Origin of the sequence: Aerococcus viridans, assembly GCF_001543285.1 — a bacterium.
GTDB classification, from domain to species: domain Bacteria; phylum Bacillota; class Bacilli; order Lactobacillales; family Aerococcaceae; genus Aerococcus; species Aerococcus viridans.
In genome coordinates this window covers 1,357,218-1,383,054 of sequence record NZ_CP014164.1, presented here as the reverse complement: position 1 = coordinate 1,383,054, position 25,837 = coordinate 1,357,218, and the positions used below count along the sequence as shown (strand labels likewise).

Genomic DNA, 25,837 nt, shown 5'->3' with positions numbered 1-25,837 from the left:
GTGTAGCGAAAGTTGCACGTTTTTCTTTTTGCCAAAAAAATAAAGCGAAACTTGATTTCTATTTATAATTAGATTGGTCAAGTTAGCACTTTTACCACGTATAAATATGGTAGAGGGGTGTGAAGGAATGACTGAAAACCACGTGTTATTAAAGACAACGATACATGAGCTACCAGAGGAGATTAGGCCAAGGGAACGGTTGATGACCCACGGGGCGGAATCGTTGACTATGTATGAGTTATTGGCTATTGTATTACGGACGGGGAACCGGAGCTTGAACGCTATTCAATTGGCTATGAAAATTATCCAGCATTTCGGAACGAGGTATGATTTACGTACGGCTTCTTACCATGATTTGATCCAATTGCCAGGTGTTGGACCAGCTAAGGCGGTTGAAATACAGGCTGCTATTGAGTTTGGTCGGCGCTTATACCAATCTAACCAGGAAAAATTGGGCGTGATCATGTCGACGAAAGATGCGGGGAATTATTGTATTGAGAAGTTGAAAGACCTACAGCAGGAAAATGTGATGGCCTTATATCTAAATACAAAAAATCAAATCGTTAAAGAGAAGACCATATTCGTTGGAAGTTTAAATGCTTCAGTTGCACATCCAAGGGAAATCTTTAAAGAAGGGGTTCGGGCGTCTGCTGCGCGAATTATTGTCGCCCATAACCATCCGTCCGGTAATCCGTCGCCTTCTCAGGCGGATATCAACTTTACTAGACGGTTGGCTGAAGTGGGGGATTTGATTGGCATAGAAATACTGGATCACATCATTGTAGGTGGCGATGCTTTCTTAAGTTTACAGGAATATGGTATTTTTGAATGATAAAAATAAATTTACTTATAATTTATCATTGCTAAATGTATTGATCCATGTTATACTAAAGTAAGAATTTTTGGATAGGTAAAAAGTTATACATTTTTAAAAGTGCTAGGCACTTAAAAGTTTTACTCGAGCCGTGCAAGAATTACTAAAGAAATATGTGCATGAGCACGAGGAGGATTCTATTATTATGGAACAAGGTAAAGTTAAATGGTTTAACGCAGAAAAAGGTTTTGGATTTATCGAACGCAGCGGCGCTGACGACGTATTCGTTCACTTCACAGCTATTCAAGGTGACGGGTTCAAATCTTTAGAAGAAGGTCAAGAAGTTTCTTTCGAAATCGAAGATGGAAACCGTGGACCACAAGCAGCTAACGTTGTTAAAGCATAATCAAATAAGATTGATATGACGGGGTTTATAGACCTCGTCTTTTTTTTTGTGTGACGAATTTACAATTTAAGTGCAACAACAATAATAAAATAAAAAAAGATCCATAGTTTTCCTATAAAATAGATGTACTAACCAACTATTAGAAGGAGAAAGCTATGAATCCATACACACATCTTACCATGAACGAGCGAGAAACAATATTCCTAATGTATGAACAAGGCGAAACTATCGGGCATATATCCGAGACCCTAGACCGTTCTAAATCGACTATCTCAAGAGAATTACATCGTAATTCAAACAAGGATGGCAGTTATTCACCGTCAACTGCTCATGGAGAGTATAAACGTAGAAAACAACTATGTGGCAGACATCGCACGCTAGATAAAGACTCTATTTTCCAGTTGGTCAAACGACTATTTCTCAACGAACAATGGTCTCCAGAACAAATTTCTGGTCGTTTGAACCTTGAAAATGCCAAAAATAAAATCAGTTATAATACTATCTATCGTGCAATTTATCGTGGCGACTTCGATGAGCCTGGTTTATCAACCGGTAATCGAGGCGCTATCCGTAAATTAAGACACAGAGGTAAAACACGCCATTCTAAAAATCACGTAGAGAGAAGAGGAAAGATCCCTATCTCCAATACGATTCATGAACGACCTGATAGCGCTAATGAACGAACTGAGATTGGTCATTGGGAAGCAGATACAGTTGCAGGTCAAACTGGTAAAGCGTGCTTAGTAACGCTAGTTGATAGAAAATCTAGGTTATTACTAATCGGTAAATCTGAGAAGAAAGCTTCTAAGCCGGTAGTTGACCAAATGATTAAATTACTACAAGGTATTGATTCTGATTTTTGTAAAACCATTACACCTGACCGTGGTAAAGAATTCAGTCAACACGCCCGATTGACTGAGGAATTAAATAATACGCAAATTTATTTTCCAGATCCTCATGCCCCTTGGCAAAGAGGATCTAATGAGAATACAAATGGACTCCTTAGAGAGTACTCACCGAAAGGTGTTGATTTGACAGATGCAACTGATGAAGAGATACAAGGTTGGGCAACGAAATTAAATACACGTCCCAAAAAATGTTTGAATTGGAAAACACCTTATGAAATCTTTTATAAAACTGTGTTGCACTTAATTTGACAATTTAAGGTCTAAAATTCGATGCCAAAAAGGGAGCGCTAGGGAGCATAAAGGGAGCAAATTATATAGGAACTGGTGCGACAGTTAAATAGTTTTAAATTAGTAGAGGTAGTGGACTTAATTGTCTGCTACATCTTTTTCTGCAAATATCGCTCGCTCTGTGTGGATTAATGGTAATATAAGATCAGATTATATAAAAAAATTTAGAGGAGGCGCTTATGTTTACGCGATTCAAGCAGTCCAAGTTATTTTTTTGGACAGTGGAAATAGTCTTAACGATTATTGGCATTTATTTTATTTTACAAATGGCCAACATTTTCAAACCGCTGATTGGGATGGCTTCGGCAATACTTCTGCCATTGATAGTTGCAGGTTTTTTGTATTATATGTTTGATCCAATCGTTGTTTTTTTAGAGGAAAGAGGTGGGGTGCCAAGGGTGATTGGATTTCTCCTATCATTTATTGTGGTGGTCTTTGCTGGTGCTCTAATATTGCTGAATGTAGTTCCTGAAATGGTTGAACAAACCACTGAGCTAACACAAAATTTACCAATCTATGCTGAGGAAACAGGTCGTTGGTTAAATGAACTTTCAAATAAGGAAGAGTTTAAAAACCTGAATTTAGTTGAACAGTTGAACTCAGCAAACCTATCGATTAATAATTTAATCAGAGTTGGAGTCATCAATGCAACCACTGGGTTGTCACTAATCGTGGGATTTGCAATGAATTTTCTTGTGCTGTTGTTCACAGTGCCATTTATTTTGGTTTTCATGTTTAAAGATGGACACAGTTTTTTAGATGCTGTTTCAAAATTCTTCCCGTTAACGATCCGTAAAGAGCTACGGCAAACGGTACGTGAATTAAACGAGACGTTGTCTGCTTACATCAGCAGTACGGTTTTAGATGCATTTATTGTTGGAATTTTAAGTTTTCTAGCGATGATGATCTTTAAACAACCCTATGGACTACTGTTGGCTATTTTTTGTGGGGTTGCGAATATTATTCCGTATGTTGGACCATTTATCGGTGCAGTGCCGGCGGTGATAGTAGGACTTTTTATTTCACCATTACAAGCATTGTACATGGGGCTATCGATCTTAGTTATCCAACAGTTGGACGGTAATTTGATCAAGCCACTATTATTTGGTAAGTCCATGAATATCCATCCTCTGACCATTATTTTACTATTGATTGGAGCTGGAAGTATTGCAGGCATCTTGGGCATGCTAATCTGTATACCGGTATATGCCGTCATAAAGACGTTAATCATCAATATTCATAAGATTTATCAAATCCAGAAAAAGAGGAATTTGCAAGAATACCCTAGAGAATAGAAATAAAAATAAGAAAAAATCTTTAAAATAAGTTATATTATATAGGTGCTTTGCTCCCAACTTAGCACAGTAAAGCCCTTACTTCCTATTCGGAGGTAGGGGCTTTTTTTGCGTTTCCTGTTATAATATATTCGGTGATAATATGAAATTAATATCTAAGTCAGTGGTAGATATCAATTTTAGTATTCCTAATTTTGTAAATGAACTACAACGCCATTAAAATTGCGTGTTTCTAGGAACACTCATGACTTGTTCCACTTATTTCAAAGCAAAACAGCGGTCTAAGCTATTTAACTAAGGCCTGTTCCAGGCCAATATTTAATATATTTTTAGCTGCGTTGATATCTCTATCGTGATGCAGATTACACTTCATACAAGTCCAATGACGTATATTTAACGCTTTTTTACCGCTATCATACCCGCAATTAGAACATTTCTGGGATGTCTTGTACGGATTAATAGCTACAAATGTCTTATCGTACATTCCGCACTTTGCCTCTAGGATTGTTCTAAACATCCGCCAGGATTGGCCAGCGATTGAACGGGCTAATTGATGATTTTTCATCATATTAGTCGTCTTTAAATCCTCTAGAACGATAACGTCATAACTTTTAACCATATCGGTTGTGATTTTATGAATGTAATCCTTGCGGATATTTTTGATACGTTGATGAATACGGGCCACTTGGCGTTTGGCTTGCTGGTAGTTTTTCGCATCCACTAAAGCTACACCGTTCTTTTTGGCTTGTAAACGTCTACGGGCCATTCGCTTTTCCCAATAATGTAATTGCTTCTTACAAGACAAATGTAGTCGCTGACTTTGATATTTTTGACCATCAGACGTAATAGCTAAATCACTTACACCTAAATCGACACCGACTACATTTCCTGTTTTGGGCATTGCTTGATTATCGCTTGTGACCAAAATGGAGATATAGTAGTCGCCACTAGGTGTATATTTTACGGTGACAGATTTTATGCGTTCATTCTCAATATGAAGCACACTTGACTTACATTTTATCCAACCTAATTTAGGTAATTTGATATACCGCTGATTATCATTAAAACGAATGTTGTTGCCACGTATGGTACTTAAATACGACTGTCTGGTGTTCTTCTTTGATTTGAATTTTGGATATCTTGAATAACCTTTAAAAAAACGAACAAAAGTTTCGGATAAGCGTTTAACACTACATTGAACAGCTACGCTATCAACTTCACGCAACCAGGGATATTCCTTCTTCATTTGTGGAATAAGAGAGGATAACGCATTATAAGATAGCATTTGAAGGTCAGGATTGTTTTCGTACCGCGCATTCAACATGGCCAACATTTCGTTCCAGATGAATCGGGTATGACCAAAGGTCATATGAATTAACTGACGCTGTTTTTCGTTAGGATAGATTTTACACTCAATTCCTTGATACATGTTTTCACCCCCCTTGCATTTATAGATATATTATACCATACGTATGACACTTGTTTATAGCGATAACAATTGCTATAATGTAGTTAAATAGGTGTTTACATATGATAGTGAAAACAAGGACAAATGTCTATGATTTTAATTTCCATTTGGTTTGGGTAACAAAGTATCGTAAAGAAATATTTACAACCATTGAAAAACAAAACGCCATGCAAGATATATTGACGCATATTTGTGATGAACACGATATTGTCATCCAATCTCTCCAAGTAATGCCTGACCATATCCATATGTTGATTTCGTTCAACCCTAAACATGCCGCAAGTAGTATCGTCAAAACACTTAAAGGGAAATCTGCACGTCTATGGTTCAAAGCATATCCAGAAACAAAAGCAATGTTATGGGGTGGCCATTTATGGACACCTAGTTATTTCATGGCAACAGTAGGCAGTATGTCTAAAGAAACGGTCAAAAAGTATATAGAAAATCAATTAACGGAATACAATGACGGTCGCCCTAGAACTTGATTCATCCATGTAATGAATTACATGGTTTTCTCAAGGGGCGACTTTAAATAAAAAAGGATATAGCCAGAATTTTGACTATATTCGTTATAGGTATGATGGTGATTTGCCAGTTGATGTTTATGTGTTGTTTACCAATGATAATAATTTTATACTCTATATAGAAGAAAACACTTTACATATCTATCAAAGCCCTGGTAAACATTTAGCTAGCGATGTGCTGGAGCATTTTGATTAGGGAGCATAACATAGAGCAGAAAGGGAGCAAATTTACTAAATCTTTTCTACTCGTAGCTATGCTTAGTGAAATTTCTTTACTATTAAATACCCATTTCTATGCACTTTGATGTTTGGTTATAACATTATCCTGAAAGAAATCGAAGACGGAAACCGTGGACCACAAGCAGCTAACGTTGTTAAAGCGTAAATCTAATTTAAATTTTAACAATTAGGGCAACAGCCCACCAGACTAGTGTAGAGGCCCCCAAAAGTTAGACCAAAAATCTAACTTTTGGGGGTTTATTTTTATGGCAAAATATTCACTAGAATTTAAATTGGAAATTGTAAAACATTATCTGGGGAACTATGGTGGCTACCTAGCGGTAGCAAAGAAATATAATATACAAGATTCTATTGTAAGAAGATGGGTTAATAGCTATCAACAATTTGGAATCGAAGGACTGAAACGTAGTAAGAATCAAACTCATTACTCTGTTGATTTTAAGCTTAGTGCTGTAAAATTATATGAAACAACAGAGATGAGTTATCGAGAAGTAGCCAATTCATTAGGGATGAATAACCCTAGTCTAATTTGTAATTGGCGCACTACTATCCTCAAGAAAGGTGTCGATGGCTTATCAGAACAGAGAGGTAGGCCACCGAAAATGGGTAAACGGAAGAAAGCTGATAAGAAAGTATTTCAGGATCCAAAGAATATAACTAGAGAAGATGTAGACGTTGAGCGTCTGAGACAACTTGAAAATGAAAATCGTGATTTGAGAATCGAGAATGAATTTTTAAAGGAATTAGGGAGATTGCAGGAAGCAGAGAAACAGCAACAAAGAAACAAATAGCTCAAGCAATCTACAATCTCCATACTATTAATAAATTCAAATTAGTTGATATTTTGAGAGTAACTGGCTTTCCAAAGGCAACTTATCACTATATTAGGAAGCAATCTAAACGACCAGACAAGGATAAAGTTTACAAAGATGCTTTACTAGAACTAAGAGAGAAAAATAAGGATTATGGGTATAAAAGACTGACTCCCGAGTTAAAAAAATTAGGTTATCATATAAATCGGAAGAAAGTATTACGCTTAATGCGTGAATTAGGCATTCTTGTAACTGCCTTCTCACACAAAAGCAGAAAGTATAAGTCTTATAAGGGAACTGTAGGGAAAGTAGCATCAAATCGTTTAAAACGACGTTTTAACACATCAGTTCCACATCAAAAAATTACGACTGATACAACTGAATTCAAATACTATTATACGGACCAGTTAGGCAATACTCAGACAGGCAGACTTTATTTAGATCCTTATATGGATTTATTCAATAGCGAAATCATCAGTTTTCAAATAACAAAACGGCCTAACGGTGAAAGTATGATGGAAGCTTTGAAGGTAGCTATAGAACGTACAAATGATTGCATATTCAGAAGAACTTTTCATTCAGACCAAGGCTGGGCTTATCAAATGAAACGGTATTCAAAAACTTTAAAAGATAATGATATCTTCCAAAGTATGTCTAGAAAAGGGAATTGTTATGACAATTCACCAATGGAAAATTTCTTTAGTATACTCAAACAAGAAATGTATTATGGTCAAACTTATCATAGTTTTGAAGAATTGGCTGAATCAATTACCAACTATATTAACTATTATAATAAAGAACGAATTAAAGAGAAACTAGGATGGCTAAGCCCCGTCCAGTATCGCAGCCAATATACTAATTCCATTGTCTTTTCATAGTTTCACATAAAGTTTCAATCTATCAAGAGTCGCTCCGCTACTACTCTTGACAGATTGAAATTTATGAGAAGTATTGTCGACAACAGGAATTAAGCCAAATTGCATGTATTAAAAAGAGCTGACCAATCGGTCAACTCTCATAAAATTTAGTCTAACTTTTTGGGTCCACTATATAGTTAAACATCTGTTTAGCTAGTCTTTTTTTCGATATAGATTTTCTATATATAGAAGTAGTCGAAATCTTTGATGGCCTAGAAGCATCAAAAAGCTAGCATTCATTACCAAACACGCTAACAATATCACAAAAGCCCGCTTTGCTATGGTGCTTACAACCATTCAAAGCGGGCTTTTTTCAATTACTATGCTTTCTTTTTAAGGAATAAACTGTAAATCATCATCACTAATGAAATGATGATTAAAGCGATTGTTTGACCATTCAATGAATCCGGAATAATGAAGCTTGCAGCGATAGCGATGATTAAGACGGTGACTGCAAAGCTTGCCAGTAATTTCATCATTCTTGCTGAATTTGATTTTTTACCAGCGATTTCTACGCCTTCAGAACGGTAATCCATGAATAAGCTAGACAACCAGGAGAATACTGCAAGGTAGAATAGGAATTTGATAAGGCCTAAACCGGTTAATAAAACTTGCGCGTTAGCCATTTCTACAATGTTTTGCATGATAACCATTTCCATTGCGATGAATAATGGGGGCAATACTGGCAGTAGGTTATGCGTGCCAATCACTAAATGAATCAGTAACCATTGTAGGAAGAGTAATCCTTTTGCCAAAATAGTTACGGGACTAAAAATTAACATAGCGAATAGGGCAACTTCGACCACACCTAAGACGATCATGTTCTTAATGAGTGTGAGTTCTTTTTGCTTAGAAAATAATAAGTAGACCTGTGTAAGTAAAAATTGCCAGAATATTAATAGTAGAAAATTTGTCCAGTTAATCGTGTTGACTGCTTGTAATGACATGAAGGCAGGGACTGCCATGAGACATACGAGTAGGACATGGAAAATTGCTGGGACAATAATTTGGCGGTTTTTACTACCGGCCATGGATTTGATTGCTGCCATTTATTGTCTCCTTTCAACGATAAATAATCGTGGAGGTAGGTTTTTTTGGTTCAAAAAATTGAACATAGCTACATTATAACTTTTTTGGTCGCATTTTTCGAGATAAGATTGAACCGCTTCGAATTCTTCCATACCACCCGGATGACCAACATATGAAGCAATCAGTAACAAACCCATCTTATCCAAACGTTCAAGGACGGTTTGGATGGCTTTAACAGTGGTATCTGATTGGGTAATGATCTCCTTATCACCGCTAGGCAAATAACCAAGGTTGAAGATGGCTGATTGTAATTTTTCATCGGTTGGAATGACTTGGTCTAATTCGCTATGGTTTTTTACAAATAATTTTGTATTTTTAAATTTTGCCTCTTCAGAAAGGCGTTTTTCAGCGAATGCAATCGCCTGTGCTTGTATGTCTAAGCCGTAGACGATACCTTCTTGACCAACTAGTTGTGAAAGTAGCAGGGTATCGTTCCCTTTACCTACCGTCGCATCTAACACATGGTCGCCTTTGTGAACTTTTTCCTTCATAATTTGATGTGTCACGGTAACAATATTTTGAAACATTTCATACCTTCTTTCTATAATTAATAGCTTAATCTACCGTGGGGTTTTCAGTAAACAATATTACACTAATATTACAAATATTAAATAATAACATCAACACAAATTAAGTCTTTCTTAATAAAATTATTTTCGATAGAATTTAGGTTGTGAAAGTTTTGGTTTTTTGACAATTGAAAAATTACAAGGGGGAGTATAATTGGTTATTGAGGAAAATAAAGCAGGGTCGCGCAAATCAATTGCGTCAATTTCCAAAAAATCAGCAACATTAGGGGCCATCGTTTTAGGGTCTGCTTTTGCTGTATCAAGTTTGAGTGCAAATATCGATATGCCAACAGTAAAAGCGAGCGAAGGGACGACAGTTACTTTTGCATCAACCAATAATGCTTTCTTAGATAGCATCATTCCAGATGCCTATAAGCTAGCAAATGATAACGACTTATACGCATCAGTGATGATTGCTCAAGCGATTTTAGAGTCTAATTGGGGGGCATCAGGTCTATCAGCAGCACCATATTACAACTTGTTTGGGATTAAAGGGACATACAACGGTAAGGGTGTAACTTTCTACACACTAGAAGATGATGGTTCTGGTAACTACTACCAAATCAGAGATTCATTCCGTGCTTACCCATCTTATAAAGAGTCGTTAACTGACTACGCGAATAAAATGGTTAACGGTGTAACTTGGGATTCTGAATTCTATTCTGGTACTTGGAAATCAAATACAAGCTCATACAAAGATGCGACTGCTGCCTTAACTGGTACTTACGCAACTGATACCCGCTATGGTGGTAAATTAAACAACTTGATTACGACACATGGTTTAACACAATACGATACACCTGCTGGTTCAACTTCAGGTACATCTGCATCAGTTTCAGGTGCAACTACAAACTTATCTGCACAAGGGACAACATCATCTACAAATGGTGGAAAATCTTATACTGTTAAAGCTGGTGACGGTTTATACACTGTAGCACGTGCTTTAGGTGTAACTGTTGCAGAGGTTAAGGCGCAAAATGGCTTAACTTCTAACTTGATTCACCCAGGCCAAGTATTATCTGTAGCTTCATCTAGCGCATCTTCATCGTCTAGCTCATCAAGCACAGAAACAGCTACTAACACTAATTCATCTTCATCTTCAGCATCTACATCAGGTAAATCATACACAGTTAAATCTGGCGATGGTTTATACAGTGTTGCGAAAGCCTTAGGTATTTCAGTATCAGAAGCACGTTCATTAAACGGCGGTTCTGACTTAATTCACCCAGGCCAAGTGTTTAAAGCAGGTCAGTCGACGACTTCTACATCAAGCTCGTCTTCTACATCAAGCGCAAGTGCAAATGCTGGTTCATCTTCAGCATCTACATCAGGTAAATCATACACAGTTAAATCTGGTGATGGTTTATACAGTGTTGCGAAAGCCTTAGGTATTTCAGTATCAGAAGCACGTGCCTTAAACGGCGGTTCTGACTTAATTCATCCAGGTAAAGTATTTACTGCAGGTTCATCTAGTCAAGCTTCATCTAGTCAAGCGTCTTCTAGTTCAGCTTCATCAACTTCAAGTGCTTCAGCTAGTCAATCATCTGCAAGTACATCTACAAGCGTAGCATCTACATCAGGTCAATCATACACAGTTAAATCTGGCGATGGTTTATACACTGTTGCACGTGCCTTAGGTATTTCATTAGCGGAAGCCCGTGCCTTAAACGGTGGATCTGACTTAATTCATCCAGGTAAAGTATTTACTGCAGGTTCATCTAGTCAAGCTTCATCTAGTCAAGCGTCTTCTAGTTCAGCTTCATCAACTTCAAGTGCTTCAGCTAGTCAATCATCTGCAAGTACATCTACAAGCGTAGCATCATCTTCAGCATCAGCATCAGGCAACTCATACACAGTTAAATCTGGTGATGGTTTATACACTGTTGCACGTGCCTTAGGTATTTCAGTATCAGAGACTCGTGCCTTAAATGGTGGTTCTGACTTAATTCACCCAGGCCAAGTATTTACTGCAGGTTCATCTAGTCAAGCTTCATCTAGTCAAGCGTCTTCTAGTTCAGCTTCATCAACTTCAAGTGCTTCAGCTAGTCAATCATCTGCAAGTACATCTACAAGCGTAGCATCAGCTTCAGCATCAGCTTCAGGCAACTCATACACTGTTAAATCTGGTGACGGTATTTACACTGTTGCACGTGCCTTAGGTATTTCATTAGCGGAAGCCCGGGCCTTAAATGGTGGATCTGACTTAATTCATCCAGGTAAAGTATTTACAACTGGTGGATCTAGCCAAGCTTCTTCTAATGCGTCAACAAGTTCATCTAGTCAAGCCAGCACAAGTTCATCTACCTCAGCTACATCTTCTTCAGCTACTTCAAGTGCGAAGACACATACAGTTAAATCTGGTGAAACTTTATACCGTATTGCTAAAAACAACGGGTTAAGCTTAGATGAGTTAATGACATTGAACGGCTTATCAAACTACAACTTGTACATTGGCCAAGTCTTAAAACTTAACTAATTTGATCAAATTATGACACCTCAGCTTGTTTAGCTCCCCCTCTACAAGCTGGGGTGTTTTTTTGGATAAAATTAGAATCAAATTAGAAATCTGTTGACAAGGTAAAAAAAGACTGCTAAAGTTGCATTATTAAATAGCGAGAGGAGGACTACAGCCATGAAATCATTACTAAGTACAACATTCTATAACTTTTTCAACTTTTACTTTTACTTTTACGGTTTTGGTAAAGGTGATTTTGTTGTACTTAAAAAAGGATATGGCTTTAGTTCTTAAGCAACTAGCATAGGTGCTAGTTATACAAGAAAGTCCTTTACAACAAAAATCACTCAGGGTGGTTTTGTTGTAAAGGGCTTTTTTCTTGCTTAAATTCCAACCTTGGAAAATGACTATTGATACTGCGTTTTAAAAAAGGAGAAAATAAAATGAATACACAAGTAATGACTGCAGAAACCGAAGAAACGATTTTAGCCAATATTAAAGAACCATACAAACGAGCGAGCCTATCATACAAGTCGGCGCCGTCTGTTGTACAGGTAGGCAATATCCAAATTGGTGATGGTCATTTTGCCATGATCGGAGGTCCTTGTTCAATCGAAGGTTTAGATAAATTAGACGAAGTAGCTGCAGCGGTAAAAGATTCAGGTGCCAATATGTTACGCGGTGGGGCGTTCAAACCACGTACTTCTCCATACTCATTCCAAGGTTTAGGGCAAGAAGGTTTAGACATGTTAGAGGCTGTTGGTAAGAAATACGACTTACCAGTGGTGACAGAGGTGATGGCTGTTGATCAAGTGCATTTATTCGATGGGATCGATATGTACCAAGTGGGTGCTCGAAACATGCAGAACTTCGACTTATTAAAAGCAATTGGTCAAACGACAAAACCAGTCTTGTTAAAACGCGGAATGGCAGCTTCAATCGAAGATTTATTAATGGCGGCTGAATACATTTTAGCCCACGGTAATCCTAATGTAATTTTATGTGAACGAGGTATTCGTACCTACGAAACAAGTACGCGAAACACTTTAGATTTATCAGCGATTCCTGTTTTACGATCAAAAACGCACTTACCAATCGTGGTTGACCCGAGCCATGCTGTAGGGAAACGAGAGTGGGTTGAATCAATGGCTATGGCTGCGGTTGCTGCTGGTGCTGACGGCTTGATCATTGAAATTCATCAAAATCCAGATGAGGCTTGGTCAGACGGCCGACAATCGTTATACTTAGATGAGTACAAGGCGTTAACTGAGAAAGTGCAAGCATTACACGCATTCTTAGCGGATTTAAATTAATCTACAAATACCGGTTAAACCACTTAACGACAAACGTATTTTAAAGAATTGAGGAATGAAATTGGAAAATGTAAATGTAGCAGTTGCCAAACCCTACGATGTGATCATTGACAACGATTTGATTAAAAATGCCGGACACCATCTGGAAGATTTAGTTCAGCAACGTAAGGTGATGATCGTGACTGACGAGAACGTCGCTTCATATGGCTACCTAGGGACCTTACAAGAGGCGATTAGCCCAATTACGACTGATGTTAACATCAGTACCTTACCGGCCGGAGAAGCCCAGAAATCATCTGCAAACTACATCCGCTTGCAGGAAGAGTTGGCCACTTTGAATTATTCACGTTCAGACATCCTGATTGCCTTGGGAGGTGGGGTAATTGGTGACTTAGTTGGATTTACAGCAGCGACTTACTTGCGTGGCATTCCTTACATTCAAATTCCGACGACCTTACTTTCAGCTATTGATTCTTCAGTAGGCGGCAAAACGGCCATCGACTTACCCCAGGGTAAAAACCTAGTTGGCGCCTTTTATCAGCCTGCACGCGTCCTTTGTGACTTAACTACCTTCCATACTTTATCGCAAAGTATTTTCGAAGATGGGTGTGCCGAATTAATTAAATACGGCATGATTTTAGACAGTGATTTACTGAACAACTTAATGACCCGCGACCAACCTTTAAATGCCTTGAGCGAAGACTTGGCAGCTGTTGTTAAACGTTGTGTTGAGATTAAACGAAGCGTTGTGTTAGAAGACGAACTAGATTTAGGCTTGCGTCAATTATTGAACTTTGGCCATACCATTGGCCATGCGATTGAGCAAGTATCGCATTACAAAGTTTCCCACGGTCGAGGCGTTGCAACGGGGATGATCTTGACCCAGTTAATGGCCGAAAAAGAAGGGCTGACAGCATTAAGTTTGGCTGACCGTTTTAACAAATTACTCAACCAGTACCATCTATTAGACCAAGTGCATGTGGCAAAAGAGTATACTTTTGAGGATATTCTTGGTGCTATGACCAACGACAAGAAACGTCGAGGTGGGGAAATTACAGAAATATTCCCAGAATCATTCGGTAAATGTGAACTCAAAACCATTACGTTTGACCAATATGCCGGCTGGTTAGCGTCCATTTTCACTGATCTAAATAACGATCAATTACCTATCACAATCGTAGAAGCGGAGGCTTAATGCGTGGATTCAATTACAGATATTAACGGGTCAACGAAGTTTGCAGCGGTGATTGGGCAACCCTTGAGCCACTCGCTTTCACCCATCATTTACAATACATCTTTCAAAGCTCAAGACCTGAATATGGTTTACATCGCTTTTGAAACGGGCGAAGATGACACAATTGAACGAATCGAGCATTTGAAAGCCCTAGACGTTCAAGGGATTAACATTACCATGCCAGGGAAATTCAAGGCCATGCAGACGGTTGACCGCTTAGATGTTGCTAGTCAGTATGTCAACGCTGTCAACATGATTACCCGAGACGACAAGGGGCAATGGGTAGGCTACAATACGGATGGTGCCGGCTTATGGCTTGCCGTGAAAAATAGAGGTGTTGACCTCGTTGGTAAGCGGTTAGTCGTTTACGGATCTGGCGCAACGTCTAGAATCATTATTGCCCAGGCCGTGATTGAAGGCATCAGAGATATTTCTGTGGTGGCACGCAATATCCAAGAAAAAGACTTGCTGATTAAGGTGTGCGATGCTTTAAGAGCAGACTACCCACAAATTGATTTAAAAATGATTGACCTTTCAAACCAAGATCATGTTGGTCAAGCAGTCAAGCAGGCTGAAATCGTGATTCAATCAACGAGCCTTGGGATGGCAGCAAGCCGGGGCCAATCCATTTTGGCGGATGAAAACTGGTTACAAGAGGGGACCGTGGTCATGGATGTGATTTACGACCCTATGGAAACCCGGTTTATGCAACAAGCAAAAGCAAGAAATTGTGTGGTCATTGGTGGTTTAGATATGTTAGTTTACCAAGCTAAATTAAACTACCAACTATTTGCCCATAAAGAAATGCCAGTGCAAGTAGTCTTTGATACTATTAAAGGTCAGTTAGCTGCTAGAAAAGCCAAATAAGACTGGAAAATCTGGATTGAACCGGTTTGCTTTTACTGGGTGAAAGTGCTAGAATAAAGGCAATATTTGAACTTTTTCAGAGGTAGTAACAAGTTGTGTTCAATGAAGCGAGTATACGGTTGGTGGAAGTATATTTGAACCACTTGTGAATTAGGCTGGATTATAAGTTGGTGACGATGAGAAGCATCCGTTACCACGTCGCGCCAACGTTATCGGTATGAAGAGTACAAAACATAGGTGGTACCACGAAATTATTTCGTCCTATATACGTTTTTTTGACGTATGTAGGGCTTTTTTATTTTCACAATTAAAGGAGAGACAGAAAACAATGGCTTTTAATCATAAAGTAATTGAGAAGAAATGGCAAAAATATTGGGACGAGAATAAAGAGTTTAAAACTTTAGAGGATTATTCAAAACCTAAATATTACGCACTAGACATGTTCCCTTACCCATCAGGGGCTGGACTACATGTAGGACATCCAGAAGGGTATACAGCAACAGATATCATGTCGCGTTACAAACGTGCACAAGGGTATAACGTCTTACACCCAATGGGATGGGATGCTTTTGGTTTGCCTGCTGAGCAATACGCCTTAGATACAGGGAATGACCCGGTTGATTTCACTGCGAAAAATATTGCCACATTCAAACGTCAAATCAAATCACTAGGATTTTCTTATGATTGGGACCGTGAAATCAATACAACCGATCCGAAATTCTATAAATGGACACAATGGATTTTCACTAAATTATATGAAAAAGGTTTAGCCTATGAAGACGAAATTTTGGTTAACTGGTGTGAAGCTTTAGGTACAGTATTAGCCAATGAAGAAGTTATCGACGGTAAGTCTGAACGTGGTGGCTACCCAGTGGTTCGTAAACCAATGAAACAATGGGTATTACGGATTACTGCTTACGCTGACCGTTTATTAGAAGGTTTGGAAAATGTTGACTGGCCAAATTCAGTTGTTGAAATGCAACGTCACTGGATTGGTAAATCAGAAGGTGCGCAATTAACTTTCGATATTAAAGATCATGACTTAACTTTTGATGCCTTTACGACGCGTCCAGACACAATTTACGGCTTAACTTTCGCTGTTTTAGCGCCTGAACATGACTTGGTGCGTCAAATCGTGACAGAAGCGCAACGTGAAGAAGTGGAAGCTTATTTACTTGCAGCTTCAATGAAATCTGACTTAGACCGTACAGATTTAGCCAAAGAAAAAACTGGGGTATTCACCGGTGCTTACGGTATCCACCCATTAACTGGTGAACCATTTGAAATCTGGGTTGCAGACTATGTTTTAGCTTCATATGGTACGGGTGCTGTTATGGCGGTTCCTGCCCATGATAGCCGTGACTACGAATTTGCTAAACAATTCAACCTACCCATTCGACCGGTAATTGAAGGTGGCGATGTTGCTGTTGAAGCATATACTGGAGACGGTCCTCACATTAATTCAGGTGAATTAAACGGTTTAGAAACTGCAGAAGCTACTGAAAAAGCGATTGAAATGTTAACAGCTTCAGGTCGCGGTGAACGTCAAACAACATACCGTTTACGTGACTGGGTCTTCTCTCGTCAACGTTACTGGGGTGAACCAATTCCAATTATCCATTGGGAAGATGGCACAACAACTGCAGTTCCAGAAGATGAGCTACCAGTTCGTTTACCAAAAACTGACAACATTAAACCATCTGGTACAGGTGAATCTCCATTAGCCAATATTGAAGATTGGTTATATGTCACTGATCCTGAAACAGGTATGAAAGGCCGCCGTGAAACAAACACAATGCCACAATGGGCAGGCTCATCATGGTACTTCCTACGTTATATCGACCCTAAAAATTCAAATGAATTTGCTCCCAAAGAAGCTTTAGACTACTGGTACAATGTGGACTTGTATATAGGTGGGGCTGAGCATGCGGTATTGCATTTACTATATGCACGTTTTTGGAATATGTTCTTGTATGATTTAGGTGTAGTACCAAATGAAGAACCATTCCAAAAACTTTATAACCAAGGGATGATTCTTGGTGAAGGTAATGAGAAAATGTCTAAATCTAAAGGGAACGTTGTAAATCCTGACGATGTAGTCAACCAATACGGGGCAGATACCTTACGTCTATACGAAATGTTCATGGGTCCTCTAGATGCGTCAATCGCTTGGTCTGAGAATGGCCTTGAAGGTTCTCGTCGTTTCCTAGAACGTGTATGGCGTTTACTAGTTGATGAAAATGGCAAAATGCGTGACCGTATTACGACAATGAACACTGGTGAATTAGACAAAGTTTACCACCAAACTGTTCAAAAAGTTACGGAAGACTTTGACAACCTACACTTTAATACAGCCATTTCTCAAATGATGGTATTTGTAAATGAAGCCAATAAGGCTGAAAGCCTATACTATGAATACGTGAAAGGCTTTATTCAATTGATTGCTCCAATCGCGCCGCATTTAGCAGAAGAAATGTGGGTAATTGTTGGAAACGAACCTGGTATTTCATACGTAGACTGGCCAACATTTGATCCAGCGATGATCGTTGACGATGAAATCGAAATTGTTGTTCAAGTGAATGGTAAAATCAAAGCGAAATTACAAGTGCCTAATGATAGTGCCAAAGAAGCATTGTTAGAAATTGCCCATGCAAACGAGAAAGTGCAAGAAGCAATTGCTGGTAAAACAATTCGCAAAGAAATCGTAGTACCAAACAAACTAGTTAATATTGTGGCAAATTAGTAGACATCATAGCTGTCTTGTGTATAATATGGTTAGTTTTAATTAATGGGAGATGAATTTTACATGAAAAATATTTTAATTATTCACGATGCTTCTAGTTTCGGTAAATGTTCTACAACAGTGGCATTACCTATTCTATCAAGTATGCACCTGCAAGGAACTATTTTACCAACAGCCTTGTTGTCAACACATACGGGGCCTGGATTTGAAGGATTCACATTTCTAGATTTAACTGATGAAATGGAAAAAATCGTGGATCATTGGCACTCATTTGACTTAAAATTTGATGCAGCATATGTAGGTTACTTAGGTAGCGTTCGCCAAATCAAGTTTTTAGAGAAAGAATTGCCAAAATTATTAAAAGATGATGCAAAATTCTATCTTGATCCTGTTATGGCTGACAATGGTAGCTTCTACTACGGTTTTGACGAAGAATATGCTAAAGAAATGTTGAATTTATGTGCGATGGCAGATGTGATTATGCCTAACCAAACAGAAGCGAGCTTCTTGTATGGTGTGGACTACACTGAAGGTATCTGGCCACAAGAAAAAATTGACGAATTCTTAACATTAGTTCGTAAACAAACCAATGCTTCAGTTGTATTAACTGGTGCAGGATATGACGGTGAAAGTCAAACTGGTGCTTACTACTTGGACGTAGAGACTGGTGAAAAAGGTTTAGCAACTGGACCATTTATCGGTGGTAAATTCCACGGTACTGGTGATATCTTCGGTTCAATCTTTGTTGGTGCATTAGCAAATGGTGCTTCTGTTAAAGTGGCTAGCCAATTAGCTGTGGACTACATTCCAAAAATTATCGAAAAATCATTAGATGATCCAGATGTTATGATGAATGGTTTACAATTTGAACTATTCTTAGGCGACTTATCTAACTTCGTATCAAAATTAAAAGCTAACCAACAATAACATTCAGACAAATCATAAACTGGCAGTTGTGTAGACGACATAACTGTCAGTTTTTATTTGGAAAGTTTAATTTGTTGCGACTAAAGTTTTACTTATCATTACCTTTTAAATTGAAGGTAGTCGAAGCTGTTAGTTGTTAGTAATATCGCATGCCACTATTGTTGGCGAGTTGGTGAATTCAACTTCAGATTTTCTGATATAATAGGCCTACTATATAGTTGCCAAAAGGCCAAATTTTACAGCCTTTCTTTTAAAATTTAAGGTCTTTTTAATCTGATGATGATTGAAATGACGGTAGGTATTATATAAAATGAAAGCTAAGTATTTTTCAAAGATAAATAAATATAAAAAATTGAAATAAATCAAATTTATTGTATAAGGAGCTAAATAAATATGGGTATAGACGATCCGAATTTAAATCGGACTGATGAAGTGGAAGAAGTGATTCAACCTGAAGAAGTGGATCCACTTGATCTGCCACCTAGAAAACCAAGTGCCAGCGCACAAGAAAAAATGAATGCTGGGGCATCTTGGATGACCATTGCCTCAATGGTGTCACGGATCTTAGGGGTCCTTTACATCATGCCTTGGTACAAATGGATGGGTGAACCGCACATCGCCAATGAAGCCAATTCCTTGTTCAATATTGGGTATAGTTACTACGCGATTTTCTTGTCTATTACAATCGCCGGGGTACCAGATTCAATCGCTAAACAAATGGCTTATTATAATGCACGAGGCTACTATAAAACAGCCAACCGCTTGTTCAAGGCGGGTCTAGCCTTGATGACAGTTACTGGTTTAGTAGGTGGTGTCCTACTTTGGACATTCGCACCCATTTTGGCCCAATCAACACCAGCCCGTGATTTCGATTCAGTAGTATTAGTTATTCGGTCCTTGGTGCCAGCTTTAGTTGTTCTACCAACAATTTCAGTTATCCGTGGTTACTTCCAAGGGCACCAAGATATGAAGCCATCCGCGATTTCACAAATTACTGAACAAATCTTACGTGTCCTATACATGTTAGGGGCGGTTTACATCATCCGTGTGATCAATAACGGTGAAATGGTCAAAGCTGTAACTCACTCAACATTTGCGGCCTTCGTTGGGGCACTAGCAGCCTTAGCCACATTGGTATTCTTCTTTATGCGCTACCGCAAAGGTTACAATAAGGAAGAAGAATTGTACGCGGTTAAGGAAGAAACCTACGTCTCTTCCAAAAATCTATTACTCGAAATCGTGATGATTGCTATTCCATTCATCGTTTCCGGTTCAGCAATCGAACTATCCCGTTTAGTCGATACCAACACCTATATGCCGATAATGGAAAGGGTTTCTCATCTTTCACATGATCAATTAATCAATGAATACGCCATTTTCGGTGCCAACGCCAATAAACTCGTGACCATCATCGTTTCCCTAGCGGTTGCCATCGGTTCGACATCCATCGCTGTTATTTCAGCTACCTATTCAGAAGAGAAAAGGGGTATCGAGGCCAAGCTGGAAAACAAAGCACAGCCAAAACGTATTGACCGACATACCACACAAGATTTTCCAGAAACAAAAGGGTTAATCGGCCACAACTTGAAATTATTCTCCCTAGTCATGTTCCCATCTGCAATCGGGATGGCGGTTTTAGCTGAGCCCTTGTACGCGATCATCTTTACCCACGATCCACTAGGTACCTCACTATTACAATTATCAGCAGCAGTAGCTGTGACTATGGGGCTTTTTTCAGTATTGGTTGCCATGCTGCAAGCCATGTCCTTCTTTAAAGACGCTATTATGGGTATGTTACTTGGGGTAACACTTAAATTGGTCCTACAAGCACCTTTCCTAGCGATGTTTAGCACTTCAGGTGCCTTATTAGCTACAGGAACAGCCTTTATCGGAATTGCTGTATTCTACTTGTGGCGCCTAAAAGTCCGTATCAACTTATCAGTAGTTGAAGTTCTAGGCCAAATCAAGGGCATTGCTTTGTTATCAGGTGCTATGGGTATTGCCACTTGGTTAGTCAACCAATTCTTACGACGCACTATCTTATCACCTGAAATATCACTTGTGCACCAAGTGGTCCAAATCGTGATTGTAGCTGGTGTTGGGGTAGCGGTTTATGTCATTGGTGGTTTACGCTTTAAACTATTAGATACACTACTTGGCGATAAGGCCAAAATGCTTCGTGCGAAATTAGGAATGGGCCGCTATGACAAATAAAAAGGCAGGGAAGAACACCCAACGTTTAGATAAATTTGTCTCTAGCATGACTCCTTATAGCCGGAGTGATGTGAAGACCTTAATCAAAAAATCCGCTATTTATGTCAATGGTTCTGTAGCCAAGAAGCCCAATCAACCAGTCAATGTAACAGAGGACAAGGTGGAAGTGGATGGTCAAGAACTCGTCTATGAACCTTATGTTTATATCATGATGCACAAGCCAGACGGCGTGATATCTGCAACCGAAGACAACCGGTGGGAGACTGTGATTGACCTGTTACCAGAAGACCTGATCTTAACCTACCAACCATTTCCAGTTGGACGCCTAGACAAAGACACAACAGGTCTGCTACTGATCACTAACGATGGCCAGTTCAACCATGCCTTAATGGCCCCTAAGAAACACGTGGAAAAGGAATACGCTGTGCTTGTTGATGGGTTATTATCAGACAAGCATATTGACCAATTTGAAAAAGGCTTGGACATTGGCCAAGGTGAAAAAACAAAGCCAGCACAACTCTTCATCGACCAAGTAGACGAAGAAGCTGGCCAATCCTTAGCCCGTGTGGTCATTGCAGAAGGTAAGTACCACCAAGTTAAGCGCATGTTCCATGCAGTTGATTGTGAAGTCGTGCAATTACATAGACAACGCATTGGGCAATTGATACTACCGGATGCCCTAACAGAAGGTGAATTCGTTCAAGTAGACTATCAAGATCTCTACGACGCCATCTTCGAAGGTAAAGCATTAAACATCACAGAATAATCACTCAAGAAGCTAGGTCATGCACCTAGCTTTTTTGATGGGGGTGAGTTCTTGTCTGCATATATCTGACTTCAAAAAGTGCCTACACTTAACTATCGAAACTTGCCGAATTATTTTTTAGCAGAAGGCTAACTACAAGCAGTCTATAAACTCAATACCTTTTTAACTTTGTACTATCGTCGGGTTCACTAGATCAGCTCAAGTCCACTTCAAAATAGTTTGCATCACACTTTGTGTGATACGACACTATTCTTCCAGTGTTGTTGAGCTGAGCAATCTAGCGCGCACCCTTTTTAGTCGGGTTCGAGTCTCCAGAAACAACTGCGTTTCAGATGAAGTTGTAGCTGACTGTATCATCTACTGCTTTCATCTTCCAACGGTTCCTTTCTCGGCGTCGACGCTCACACCCTTTTTAGTTGGGTTCGCTTTGGCAGTCCGGTCTCCACTTCAGGAATATTTGCAGCAAGTAAACTTGCTACGGCATATTCCTTCCAGTGTTACCTGCCTGAGCGCCAAAGCTCGCACCCTTACAATTTGTTAGTTGTATTATGTGAGTTATCGTCAAATCTGTGCTAAAATATAGATATGTATAAAATTCTAGGAGGATTCTAAATGACAATTAATTGGCAAGAAGAAATCAACAATCGTAAAGATGACTTAATCAATGACTTATTTACATTATTAAGCGTAAACAGTGTGCGTGACGACAGTAAAGCAAGTGCAGAGGCACCTGTTGGACCTGGCCCTAAAGAGGCATTAGAAACTTTCTTGAAGATTGCTGAACGCGATGGCTTCACAACTAAAAACGTCGATAACCTTGCAGGTCATGCTGAATTCGGTACAGGCGATGAAACGCTTGGTGTTTTAGCCCACGTAGACGTTGTTCCAGTAGACGATAAATGGGATACTGATCCATTCAAACCCGAAATTATCAACGACCGCATCTATGCCCGTGGTGCTTCAGACGATAAAGGTCCTTTAATGGCTGCCTACTACGGTTTGAAAGTCATCAAAGAATTAGGATTACCAGTTGAGAAACGTGTTCGTTTCATCGTTGGTACTGACGAAGAAAGTGAATGGCAAGGTGTAACCCGTTACTTCGAAGTAGAAGAAGAACCAGATTTTGGTTTCTCTCCAGACGCGGACTTCCCAATTATTAATGGGGAAAAAGGGATGTACTCAGCTAAGCTAATATTCGACCGTCGTTCTGAAAAATTACTTTCATTTGAAAGTGGTCTTCGTGAAAATATGGTACCGGGTGAAGCACATGCAGTTGTGACTGGATTGACCTCTGATGTCAACCAAATCGTTGCCGATTTCCAAGCAGCTAATCCAGAAATCACAATCATTGTAAGTCCAGACGCTGATGCAACGGCAATTACTGTTGAAGGTAAAGGCGTTCACGCAATGAATCCAAGTGTTGGATATAATGCGGCAACATATTTATCTAAATTATTATTACAATTAGACGATGATTTAGCCCAAGATGACCTATTGAAATTCTTAGGTGACCTATTACATTTAGACTTTAATGGTGAAAAATTAGGTATTGCCCATGAAGATGAAATTATGGGTAAAGTGACTGTAAACCCAGGTTTGGTTGGCGAAGAAGACGGCAAATTATACACTGTCTTAAATATTCGTGTACCACGTGGTAAAGAATACAGTGAAATTGATGCAACATTTGCGGCCCACGGAGAAACTTACCACTACAGCTTTGTAGATGGTACGAAAACCAATAAAGTACCGCATTACGTACCAGCAGATGATCCTTTGGTGCAAACTTTACTAGCTGTTTATGAAAATCAAACAGGCGAAAAAGGGCAAGAACGTTCAATCGGTGGGGGAACCTATGGCCGTTTACTCAAACGTGGTGTAGCCTTTGGTGCATTATTCCCAGATTCAGTAGACACTATGCACCAAGCCAATGAATTCTTTGCGGTTCGTGACTTAATGAAATCAGCAGCTATTTACGCTGAAGCCATTTACGAATTGATTAAGCCAGAAAACGCATAAACCTATGGTAGAACGCTTAATTTCATCTGTTCAAAATCAACAGATTAAAGAATTAAAGAAACTTTTTACCCGTAAAGGCCGCAAAAAAGCAGGCCAGTATTTGCTGGAAGGGCCACATCTTGTAGAGATGGCCGTCAAGGCGGATGCAGAGATTCAAATGATTTACTATGTGCCTGAAAGTAGCCATCAAAATGTGATGCAAATACAAGCTTTAAAAGCTGATTTGCCGCTGACACAGGTAACACCTGAAGTGGCCAAGGCACTAAGCCAAACAGATCACCACCAAGATATCTTCGCAGTAGCCAACATACCGCAAGCTAAGTCTTTGGATATTGACCAATTGACAAAAGGCTTACTGATTTTAGATCAAGTGCAAGATCCTGGAAACTTAGGCACCTTAATCCGAACAGCGGACGCCTTTGGTTACCGTGATGTCTTATTAGGATTGGGTACGGTTGACTTATATAATGATAAGGTACTTAGATCTATGCAAGGTAGTCATTTTGCAGTGAATACTTATGAGGTTGACTTGGTAGAAGTCATTCCACAATTACAAGAGGCTGGCTATTTTATTACAACAACAGAACTAAACAACCAAGCGAAAGCAAGTAACGCCTTTGATTTAAAATCGAAAGGGAAATGGGCCTTGGTTATGGGAAATGAAGGTAACGGTGTAAGTCAAACAACTAGTCAATTAGCAGATGCGGCTTTATATATCCCCATGTCTGGTTCAGCTGAATCTTTGAATGTTGCAGTTGCTGGGGCGATAGTCATGTATCAATTTCCCATCCAAGACTAAATCATTTTCTTCTCAATGGCAAGACATGATTGTATTTGCCGCAAGCCTTGCAATGCATTAAGTTAGCATGTAGAAATCAATTGAAAGTAGTGAATTTTGTTGGAAAAGGGTGATGAACGTGACAGCGCAAGCACATTATTTTTGGGAAGACGATCAAGAGTATATGCAAATCATAGCGGATATTAAGGATCATCCCTTCGTTACGGACTTGGCTTATTTTAAGCAACATGTCCACGGCAATCGCTTGACCCATTCTTATCTAGTATCTTATATGGCCTATAAAGTGGCTAAGGCGCTAGGTTGGAATTACAAGGCTTGTGCACGTGCCGGTTTACTACATGATTTATTTTATTATAGACCAGGGGAAGTCACTTTTTCTAAAGGGTCTCATCTTAGGAACCATCCTAAAATTGCCTTAATGAATGCTCGGGTAGTGACGGATTTATCATCTGTTGAAGAAGATATCATTTTAAAACACATGTGGCTCGCAACCCCACATTTTCCTCGCTACAAAGAGTCCTATGTGATCACTTTCGTGGATAAATATATTGCAACTGAAGACTTTGTAAAACCGAGTTTAGCCAACTTATCACAGAGACAAATGATGAAATCTTTTAGGAACTTCGTCGGTAAATTGGTTATTCCAGCGCTTGCTGCCACAAGTAGTAAAGATGTCTCATTAGAAGAAAAGGAAGAATTAGTAGAAACGCAAGAGGAGATTGATCAAGATGGAAATTACCATTAAACAAGCAGACTTACCGGTAATGTGTAGTAAGATGGAACATGCTTGCAAAGTGATTGGTAAAAAATGGAACAGCTTAATTATTGAAGTATTACTGGCAACACCACTAAGATTCGGTCAATTACGTGACTCAATTAACGGTATCTCCGACCGTGTATTAATTGAAAGATTACGGGAATTAACTGAAGAAGGTATTGTGCAGAAAGAAGAGTCAGAAACGAATGGTCATATCGTCACGGTTTATACATTGACAGAAAAAGGCCAAGACTTACAAAAAATCTTCAACAATTTACATCGTTGGGCAGATGAATGGGTTGAGCTAGCCGAATAAGGTTGACAAAACGGCCGAAAACGCTAAAATATAAAGAGAAATTACATTAACAGAAGACAATTTTTAACAATATGTAGTCTAGAGAGTAAGTGGCGCTGGG

21 protein-coding genes and 1 other annotated feature (1 of these 22 running past the window's edge) are annotated in these 25,837 nt (G+C 39.1%); of the genes, 18 read left to right on the top strand and 3 right to left on the bottom strand.

Going from position 1 to position 25,837, the window contains the following annotated elements:
* Positions 1-127: 127 nt before the first annotated feature.
* From radC to AWM76_RS06610, 4 genes are all read left to right on the top strand, one after another.
* Positions 128-832: a RadC family protein gene (gene radC, locus AWM76_RS06625; RefSeq protein ID WP_039934963.1), complete on the top strand. Its 705-nt coding sequence runs from the start codon at positions 128-130 to the stop codon at positions 830-832.
* Positions 833-1,019: 187 nt separating this feature from the next.
* Positions 1,020-1,220: a cold-shock protein CspD gene (gene cspD, locus AWM76_RS06620; RefSeq protein WP_003141585.1), complete on the top strand. Its 201-nt coding sequence runs from the start codon at positions 1,020-1,022 to the stop codon at positions 1,218-1,220.
* Between the two features lie 155 nt (positions 1,221-1,375).
* Positions 1,376-2,377, top strand: a complete 1,002-nt coding sequence (locus tag AWM76_RS06615) for an IS30 family transposase (protein WP_060779340.1) — start codon at positions 1,376-1,378, stop codon at positions 2,375-2,377.
* Between the two features lie 218 nt (positions 2,378-2,595).
* A complete protein-coding gene (locus AWM76_RS06610; protein ID WP_003141880.1) occupies positions 2,596-3,711 on the top strand; it encodes an AI-2E family transporter in 1,116 nt (371 codons plus the stop codon).
* Between the two features lie 286 nt (positions 3,712-3,997).
* Here AWM76_RS06610 and AWM76_RS06605 read toward each other — a convergent pair whose 3' ends face one another.
* The gene (locus tag AWM76_RS06605) at positions 3,998-5,140 is read right to left on the bottom strand and encodes an RNA-guided endonuclease TnpB family protein (RefSeq protein ID WP_060779361.1); all 1,143 of its coding nucleotides are present in this window, start codon (positions 5,138-5,140) and stop codon (positions 3,998-4,000) included.
* A 101-nt stretch (positions 5,141-5,241) separates the two neighbouring features.
* Here AWM76_RS06605 and tnpA point away from each other — a divergent pair, with 101 nt between their 5' ends.
* Both tnpA and AWM76_RS10435 read left to right on the top strand, forming a co-directional pair.
* Positions 5,242-5,664, top strand: coding sequence for an IS200/IS605 family transposase (gene tnpA / locus AWM76_RS06600; RefSeq protein WP_060779326.1), 423 nt, complete (start codon positions 5,242-5,244; stop codon positions 5,662-5,664).
* A gap of 524 nt (positions 5,665-6,188) precedes the next feature.
* A protein-coding gene (locus tag AWM76_RS10435; protein ID WP_420869278.1) for an IS3 family transposase occupies positions 6,189-7,633 on the top strand; the annotation gives its coding sequence in 2 pieces (ribosomal slippage) (positions 6,189-6,731 and positions 6,734-7,633; 1,443 coding nt in all).
* A gap of 359 nt (positions 7,634-7,992) precedes the next feature.
* Here AWM76_RS10435 and AWM76_RS06585 read toward each other — a convergent pair.
* Positions 7,993-8,721 carry a hypothetical protein gene (locus tag AWM76_RS06585; RefSeq protein WP_003143846.1) on the bottom strand — a complete coding sequence of 243 codons (729 nt, stop codon included), beginning with the start codon at positions 8,719-8,721 and terminating at the stop codon, positions 7,993-7,995.
* Complete coding sequence (gene mnmM / locus AWM76_RS06580) at positions 8,722-9,288, bottom strand: tRNA 5-(aminomethyl)-2-thiouridylate-methyltransferase MnmM (protein WP_003143844.1); 567 nt, start codon at positions 9,286-9,288, stop codon at positions 8,722-8,724.
* Between the two features lie 196 nt (positions 9,289-9,484).
* On the opposite strand from mnmM, the gene AWM76_RS11125 reads away from it, so the two are divergent.
* From AWM76_RS11125 to AWM76_RS06520, 12 genes are all read left to right on the top strand, one after another.
* Positions 9,485-11,806, top strand: coding sequence for a muramidase family protein (locus AWM76_RS11125; protein WP_003143842.1), 2,322 nt, complete (start codon positions 9,485-9,487; stop codon positions 11,804-11,806).
* A 389-nt stretch (positions 11,807-12,195) separates the two neighbouring features.
* A complete protein-coding gene (aroF, locus tag AWM76_RS06570; protein ID WP_003143841.1) occupies positions 12,196-13,098 on the top strand; it encodes a 3-deoxy-7-phosphoheptulonate synthase in 903 nt (300 codons plus the stop codon).
* Positions 13,099-13,153: 55 nt separating this feature from the next.
* On the top strand, positions 13,154-14,293 hold the full coding sequence (gene aroB / locus AWM76_RS06565) for a 3-dehydroquinate synthase (protein WP_003143839.1): 1,140 nt from the start codon (positions 13,154-13,156) through the stop codon (positions 14,291-14,293).
* Between the two features lie 3 nt (positions 14,294-14,296).
* Positions 14,297-15,199, top strand: a complete 903-nt coding sequence (locus AWM76_RS06560) for a shikimate dehydrogenase family protein (protein WP_003143838.1) — start codon at positions 14,297-14,299, stop codon at positions 15,197-15,199.
* Between the two features lie 328 nt (positions 15,200-15,527).
* A complete protein-coding gene (gene leuS / locus AWM76_RS06555; protein ID WP_039936056.1) occupies positions 15,528-17,942 on the top strand; it encodes a leucine--tRNA ligase in 2,415 nt (804 codons plus the stop codon).
* Positions 17,943-18,005: 63 nt separating this feature from the next.
* On the top strand, positions 18,006-18,869 hold the full coding sequence (locus tag AWM76_RS06550; protein ID WP_050774136.1) for a pyridoxamine kinase: 864 nt from the start codon (positions 18,006-18,008) through the stop codon (positions 18,867-18,869).
* A 393-nt stretch (positions 18,870-19,262) separates the two neighbouring features.
* Positions 19,263-21,083: a putative polysaccharide biosynthesis protein gene (locus AWM76_RS06545; RefSeq protein ID WP_003143833.1), complete on the top strand. Its 1,821-nt coding sequence runs from the start codon at positions 19,263-19,265 to the stop codon at positions 21,081-21,083.
* On the top strand, positions 21,073-21,849 hold the full coding sequence (locus AWM76_RS06540; RefSeq protein WP_003143832.1) for a pseudouridine synthase: 777 nt from the start codon (positions 21,073-21,075) through the stop codon (positions 21,847-21,849). Before AWM76_RS06545 ends, AWM76_RS06540 begins: the two co-directional genes overlap by 11 nt.
* A 612-nt stretch (positions 21,850-22,461) precedes the next feature.
* Complete coding sequence (gene pepV, locus AWM76_RS06535; RefSeq protein ID WP_003143830.1) at positions 22,462-23,865, top strand: dipeptidase PepV; 1,404 nt, start codon at positions 22,462-22,464, stop codon at positions 23,863-23,865.
* A gap of 4 nt (positions 23,866-23,869) precedes the next feature.
* Positions 23,870-24,664 carry a TrmH family RNA methyltransferase gene (locus AWM76_RS06530; RefSeq protein WP_003143829.1) on the top strand — a complete coding sequence of 265 codons (795 nt, stop codon included), beginning with the start codon at positions 23,870-23,872 and terminating at the stop codon, positions 24,662-24,664.
* 112 nt (positions 24,665-24,776) lie between these two features.
* The gene (locus tag AWM76_RS06525) at positions 24,777-25,409 is read left to right on the top strand and encodes an HD domain-containing protein (protein ID WP_003143827.1); all 633 of its coding nucleotides are present in this window, start codon (positions 24,777-24,779) and stop codon (positions 25,407-25,409) included.
* Positions 25,393-25,737 (top strand): winged helix-turn-helix transcriptional regulator, encoded by a 345-nt coding sequence (locus AWM76_RS06520; RefSeq protein WP_003143825.1) that lies wholly within the window; start codon positions 25,393-25,395, stop codon positions 25,735-25,737. Before AWM76_RS06525 ends, AWM76_RS06520 begins: the two co-directional genes overlap by 17 nt.
* 37 nt (positions 25,738-25,774) lie before the next feature.
* Positions 25,775-25,837: a binding site (T-box leader), on the top strand (it continues 167 nt past the right edge of the window).

Bases quoted from the DNA above. Each gene is read 5' to 3' on its own strand.
- AWM76_RS06540 (WP_003143832.1), top strand. From the start codon at position 21,073: ATGACAAATAAAAAGGCAGGGAAGAACACCCAACGTTTAGATAAATTT.
- tnpA (WP_060779326.1), top strand. From the start codon at position 5,242: ATGATAGTGAAAACAAGGACAAATGTCTATGATTTTAATTTCCATTTG.
- aroB (WP_003143839.1), top strand. From the start codon at position 13,154: ATGAAATTGGAAAATGTAAATGTAGCAGTTGCCAAACCCTACGATGTG.
- cspD (WP_003141585.1), top strand. From the start codon at position 1,020: ATGGAACAAGGTAAAGTTAAATGGTTTAACGCAGAAAAAGGTTTTGGA.
- AWM76_RS06530 (WP_003143829.1), top strand. From the start codon at position 23,870: ATGGTAGAACGCTTAATTTCATCTGTTCAAAATCAACAGATTAAAGAA.
- AWM76_RS06585 (WP_003143846.1), bottom strand. From the start codon at position 8,721: ATGGCAGCAATCAAATCCATGGCCGGTAGTAAAAACCGCCAAATTATT.
- pepV (WP_003143830.1), top strand. From the start codon at position 22,462: ATGACAATTAATTGGCAAGAAGAAATCAACAATCGTAAAGATGACTTA.
- leuS (WP_039936056.1), top strand. From the start codon at position 15,528: ATGGCTTTTAATCATAAAGTAATTGAGAAGAAATGGCAAAAATATTGG.
- AWM76_RS06550 (WP_050774136.1), top strand. From the start codon at position 18,006: ATGAAAAATATTTTAATTATTCACGATGCTTCTAGTTTCGGTAAATGT.
- radC (WP_039934963.1), top strand. From the start codon at position 128: ATGACTGAAAACCACGTGTTATTAAAGACAACGATACATGAGCTACCA.
- mnmM (WP_003143844.1), bottom strand. From the start codon at position 9,288: ATGTTTCAAAATATTGTTACCGTGACACATCAAATTATGAAGGAAAAA.
- AWM76_RS06520 (WP_003143825.1), top strand. From the start codon at position 25,393: ATGGAAATTACCATTAAACAAGCAGACTTACCGGTAATGTGTAGTAAG.
- AWM76_RS06610 (WP_003141880.1), top strand. From the start codon at position 2,596: ATGTTTACGCGATTCAAGCAGTCCAAGTTATTTTTTTGGACAGTGGAA.
- AWM76_RS06615 (WP_060779340.1), top strand. From the start codon at position 1,376: ATGAATCCATACACACATCTTACCATGAACGAGCGAGAAACAATATTC.
- AWM76_RS06545 (WP_003143833.1), top strand. From the start codon at position 19,263: ATGGGTATAGACGATCCGAATTTAAATCGGACTGATGAAGTGGAAGAA.
- AWM76_RS06605 (WP_060779361.1), bottom strand. From the start codon at position 5,140: ATGTATCAAGGAATTGAGTGTAAAATCTATCCTAACGAAAAACAGCGT.
- AWM76_RS06525 (WP_003143827.1), top strand. From the start codon at position 24,777: ATGAACGTGACAGCGCAAGCACATTATTTTTGGGAAGACGATCAAGAG.